Raw genomic sequence first — 4,864 nt, 5'->3', positions numbered from 1 at the left:
AACCGCGTTGACTATAAACCACGTCGTGAAAACGGTTTCGGTGACCGTCCACAACGTAGTTTCGGTGGTGAAGATCGTCCACGTCGTGAAGGTGGTTTTGGTGATCGTCCAAAACGTAGCTTCGGTGGTGAAGACGGTCCACGTCGCGCAGTTCGCGAAGAACACTTTAATCAAGAATCTCGTGGTGAGCGCCGTCGTAAATTCGACCGTTAATCTTTAAGAGATTTAAAAAAAGGCCAGTTTACATACTGGCCTTTTTTATTTTTTAGTTTTGTTATAAAATAACAAAGTGTGAAACAGTTCAATGTTTATTGTAATAATGCGTAAAAGTAAGCGAAAAGAGTCGCCTTTGGCATGGTTGAGTAAATTCTTATTTCAACGTGGTTTGCCATATCTTTTTATTGCACTTGCTTTGTGCAATGGAATCTACTTTGCCTATGCTTTATTAACTGGCCATTTCGTAGACCAGTTTCAAGTTCTCGATCAATAAATTTCTTTTCAAAATCTAGCTCATATTCCTATATTAGCTTGTTTTGCTTTTGTCAAAATTACAACAAGATTCCCAAAATTCAGTGTTATAGTATGCGGGCATAAAAGTGCAGGAATGATTGCCATTATGAATAATAAAACTCCTCTCTCGACTCAATCACTGATTGAAGTGAAAAACTTGAGTTTTAATCGAGGGGAACGCGTCATTTATGACAATATTAGTTTAAATATACGTCGAGGCCAGATCACGGCCATTATGGGACCATCTGGTACAGGTAAAACGACTTTATTACGCTTGATTGGTGGGCAGCTTGTTCCCGATCAGGGCGAAGTTTTGCTTGATGGCAAAGATATTGCTCAAATGTCACGTCAGGAATTATTTGCAGCACGTGCGCGTATGGGAATGCTGTTCCAGAGTGGAGCTTTATTTACCGATATGTCGGTTTATGAAAATGTCGCTTTTCCAATTCGTGCGCATACTAAGCTTTCTGAAAATCTCATTGCAGAACTGGTCGCTTTAAAACTTGAATCGGTGGGCTTGCGTGGAACAGAACAGCTTATGCCTACTGAGTTGTCAGGTGGTATGAACCGACGGGTCGCTTTAGCTCGTGCAATTGCGCTTGATCCCGATTTAATTATGTATGACGAACCTTTTGCGGGGCAAGACCCGATTGTGAAAGGTGTTTTAACACGTCTCATTCGTTCATTGCGAGAAGCTTTAGATCTAACTACGATTATTGTTTCGCATGATGTTCCTGAAACCCTATCTATTGCTGACTACATTTATGTTGTAGCGGAAGGGAAGATTCAAGGGGAAGGAACACCAGAAGAATTACAAGCTTATGCTTCTCCATTTGTAAAACAATTCTTAACCGGCTCGGCAGAAGGTCCGGTTGAATACCAGTTTAGCCACCAAGCTTATTTAGATAACGAGGTTCGTCCATGAATACGATTGCCTGGTTAGGTAGACTCGTTATTGAGCGGATTCGAGGGATTGGTGTTGCGGCACTGATGCTCTTACAGATTATTTTTTCATTACCTTCAGCGGGCGGTTTTGGACGTTTCGTCTATCAAATGCATCGTGTAGGGGTAATGTCTTTACTCATTATCACGGTATCAGGTTTATTTATTGGTCTGGTACTCGGATTGCAAGGCTACTCAATATTAGTCAATGTTGGTAGTGAATCAATGCTAGGCACAATGGTGTCTTTAACTTTATTGCGTGAGCTTGCACCGGTCGTTGCAGCTTTGCTCTTCGCTGGACGAGCAGGTTCTGCATTGACTGCTGAAATTGGTTCTATGAAACAAAGTGAACAGCTTGCCAGTATGGAAATGATTGGTGTTGATCCTTTAAAGCAAATCGTATCACCACGTCTTTGGGCTGGTATAGTCAGTTTGCCAATGTTAACCGTTATTTTTGCTGCGATTGGTATTGTTGGCGGTAAGTTGGTTGGAGTTGATTTTCTTGGCGTTGATGAAGGCTCCTTTTGGAGTGGTATGCAAAATAATGTTCAATTTGGCCACGATGTCGTAAATGGCATTATTAAGAGCATTGTATTTGCTTTGCTGTGTACATGGATTGCTGTTTTCCAAGGGTATGCATGTGATCCGACACCTGAAGGCATTGCAACGGCAATGACCCGCACGGTTGTATATTCTTCATTATGTGTTTTAGGTTTTGATTTCGTGTTGACTGCGGTCATGTTCGGAGGGATTTAATGAAATCACGTACTAGTGAGCTGGCCGTAGGTATCTTTGTTATTATCTTCGGTATTGCTTTATTCTTTTTAGCAATGAAAGTGAGTGGTTTGGTGGGCACGAACTTGAGCGATGGCTACACCATGAAAGCTCAGTTTGATAACGTTAATGGTTTAAAGCCTCGTGCTAAAGTGACGATGAGCGGTGTAACAATTGGCCGCGTTGATTCAATCACGCTTGATCCGGTTACACGTTTGGCTACGGTTACTTTTGATCTTGATGGAAAACTGACAAGCTTTAATGCTGAACAGTTAAAAGAAGTTCAAAAAAATGCTTTAGACGAATTACGTTATAGTTCTGATTATACGCAAGCGACTCCAGCGCAACAAAAAACAATGGAACAGCAACTGATCAGTAACATGAACTCCATCACAAGTATTGATGAAGATGCTTATATAATGGTTGCAACCAATGGTTTATTGGGTGAGAAATATTTAAAAATCGTACCGGGTGGTGGTCTAAACTACCTTAAACGTGGCGATACTATTTCTAATACCCAAGGAACGATGGATCTAGAAGATCTTATTAGTAAATTTATTACTGGTGGTGGCGCAGGTAAGGTTGCCGCTGGTTCATCCTCAGCAGAAGAAAAAGCTCCTGCAAGTACTGACAGCAGTGCACAGCCGTCATTTGTTGAGTAAGAGATTATTTGAAGGAGTGGTTCCAGGTGAATACGTTGTTTAAACAAACCCTTACAGCAAGTATTTTGTCTACTATGATTGCTGGTACAGCTTTTGCTGCACCTTCAGAAGCACCACCTGACTTTATTAAGCGTGTTGCTGATGGCTTGATTTCTCGTTTAAAAGCCGATCATGCTAAATTGCAAAATAACCCAGCATTAGTAAAAACAATTGTACGCCAAAACTTAGACCCGTATGTTGATTCACAAGCGTTTACTCGTATTGTGATGGGTACTTATGCAACAAACCAATATAGTACTGCTGCACAGCGTGCTCAGTTTGAAACGAACTTCCGTAATACATTAATTGAGAATTACGGTAGTGCATTTGCTAAGTATACAAACCAAACTTACACGATGCGTCCATACAAGGCGACAGCTGGTAAAAACCCTGTTGTGACTTTAGATTTTAATCACAATGGTGAAAAAATTCCTGTGTCGTTCCAGTTGGCAGACAAAGGTTCGCAATGGAAAATCCGTAACATCAATGTTTCTGGTATTGATTTAGGATTGCAGTTCCGTAACCAGTTTGCTGCAACTGTGAAACGTAATGGCGGTGATTTGAATAAAGCAATTGCTACGTTCCAACCTGATGCAGATGCTGCTGTTAATCAGAATAAACAAAAATAAGTAGGTGAAGAGTGGTTCAGTATCTTAACCAAGAGTTAGTTGTTTCAGGCAAAATTGATTTTGAAAATGCTGAACAACAATACCAAGCTGGATTGGCAATTATTAAAAAGCAAACAAGCTTTCCTTTAATTGTTGATTTAAAGCAGCTTGAGCATGGTAATACGTTAGCCTTGGCTGTTTTAGTGCAATGGCTACGTCAAACTCCACAAAAGTCTGGATTACATTTTAAAAATGTACCGGAGAAGATGCTGAAAATCATTCAAGCCTGCCATTTGCAAGAAGACCTACATTTGGTTTGATGAGCAAAGATAAAAAAGCACCTAAATTTAGGTGCTTTTTTATATACAAAATTTGCGGGGGTAATCTCTTTAAATCCATTTTTTCCAGCGGAAATAAATGATAGGTCCAATAAAGAAACCAATAATAATTAATAAAACGATAATAAAGCTAGTTGTACCGTGTGCGAAAGGAAGTACATCCGTGTTCATACCATAGATACTGGCGATTAACATAGGTGGTGCCAACATACTTGGTAATATCGAGAATCGACGGATCGTATCGTTTTGTTCAGTGTTAATAAATCCTGACGTTGTATCAAGCAAGAACCGTACTTTTTGGAATAAGAAAGCGTCATGTTCGACAAGCGAGCGAACATCTTCACTAAGTTCTCGAATATCTGCATCGTAGATATGACTGCCTAAAGCACGTGGACGAGACAAAAACGTTAAAACACGGCGCAAATCAATTAAACAGAGCTGTGCTTTCCCAAGCATGTCTTCTTGTTGTGCCAAGCGGGTAATCATGTCATCAAGATCTAAAATCTGTTCACGTTGATGGTTATTGAGAACCTCGGTTGAGTATTTTTCTAGATCCTTGTGGATATCTTCCAAGATATCCGCAAGCTCATCTAGCTTTGCTTCAAGTAAGCCCAATAAAATCCATGTTGGATCTTTATAATCCATTTCGTAGTCATTACGGCGAGCTCGAGCACGAAAAGCACGAAAGGCAACTAACTTTTCACCCCGTAAAGTAAATAAGCGGTCTTTATGTAAGATGAATGCAACAGTCTGCACCATGGCAAGCATATGGGAAGAATCCTCAGCATCCCCATCAACCTGATAATTTTTATTTTTCGTTAAAAAATAGGTGCTGATATGCAAAATACCGTCATCATCACGGTAGAATCGAGCAGAAGATGAAATGTCTTCTAACGACTTTAGTGTAGGTAAGTTCTGATTGTAAGCATCTAAGACCCATTGTTGTTCTTCTTGAGAGGGTGCAATAAGATCAAGCCATACTAATTCGGGA

Annotated in this window: 7 protein-coding genes and 1 pseudogene; 7 read left to right on the top strand and 1 reads right to left on the bottom strand. The window is 40.2% G+C overall.

The genetic code is table 11. The features are described from left to right. The 7 genes and pseudogenes from C1642_RS11575 to C1642_RS11550 all read left to right on the top strand — a co-directional run. Window positions 1–213: pseudogene (locus tag C1642_RS11575) on the top strand (hypothetical protein); the annotation flags it as partial. Window positions 214–304: 91 nt separating this feature from the next. Further along, on the top strand, window positions 305–490 hold the full coding sequence (locus C1642_RS18900; RefSeq protein ID WP_000471151.1) for a hypothetical protein: 186 nt from the start codon (window positions 305–307) through the stop codon (window positions 488–490). Between the two features lie 126 nt (window positions 491–616). Beyond that, a complete protein-coding gene (locus C1642_RS11570; RefSeq protein WP_002019647.1) occupies window positions 617–1,435 on the top strand; it encodes an ABC transporter ATP-binding protein in 819 nt (272 codons plus the stop codon). Further along, window positions 1,432–2,208: a lipid asymmetry maintenance ABC transporter permease subunit MlaE gene (gene mlaE / locus C1642_RS11565; RefSeq protein ID WP_001091949.1), complete on the top strand. Its 777-nt coding sequence runs from the start codon at window positions 1,432–1,434 to the stop codon at window positions 2,206–2,208. The genes C1642_RS11570 and mlaE overlap by 4 nt, the downstream gene beginning before the upstream one ends. After that, the gene (locus C1642_RS11560; RefSeq protein WP_000842362.1) at window positions 2,208–2,888 is read left to right on the top strand and encodes an outer membrane lipid asymmetry maintenance protein MlaD; all 681 of its coding nucleotides are present in this window, start codon (window positions 2,208–2,210) and stop codon (window positions 2,886–2,888) included. The genes mlaE and C1642_RS11560 overlap by 1 nt, the downstream gene beginning before the upstream one ends. Window positions 2,889–2,914: 26 nt before the next feature. Beyond that, window positions 2,915–3,556: an MlaC/ttg2D family ABC transporter substrate-binding protein gene (locus tag C1642_RS11555; RefSeq protein ID WP_001093907.1), complete on the top strand. Its 642-nt coding sequence runs from the start codon at window positions 2,915–2,917 to the stop codon at window positions 3,554–3,556. An 11-nt stretch (window positions 3,557–3,567) separates the two neighbouring features. Further along, window positions 3,568–3,855, top strand: a complete 288-nt coding sequence (locus C1642_RS11550) for an STAS domain-containing protein (RefSeq protein WP_000250997.1) — start codon at window positions 3,568–3,570, stop codon at window positions 3,853–3,855. Between the two features lie 69 nt (window positions 3,856–3,924). Here C1642_RS11550 and C1642_RS11545 read toward each other — a convergent pair. After that, on the bottom strand, window positions 3,925–4,864 hold a 940-nt coding region (locus C1642_RS11545), incomplete at its 5' end, for a CorA family divalent cation transporter (RefSeq protein ID WP_228153846.1).

Source organism: Acinetobacter sp. AKBS16 (assembly GCF_002899995.1).
GTDB lineage: Bacteria > Pseudomonadota > Gammaproteobacteria > Pseudomonadales > Moraxellaceae > Acinetobacter > Acinetobacter baumannii.
Note: the sequence above shows the minus strand (reverse complement) of the source record. Positions and strands in the feature narration are given on the sequence as shown.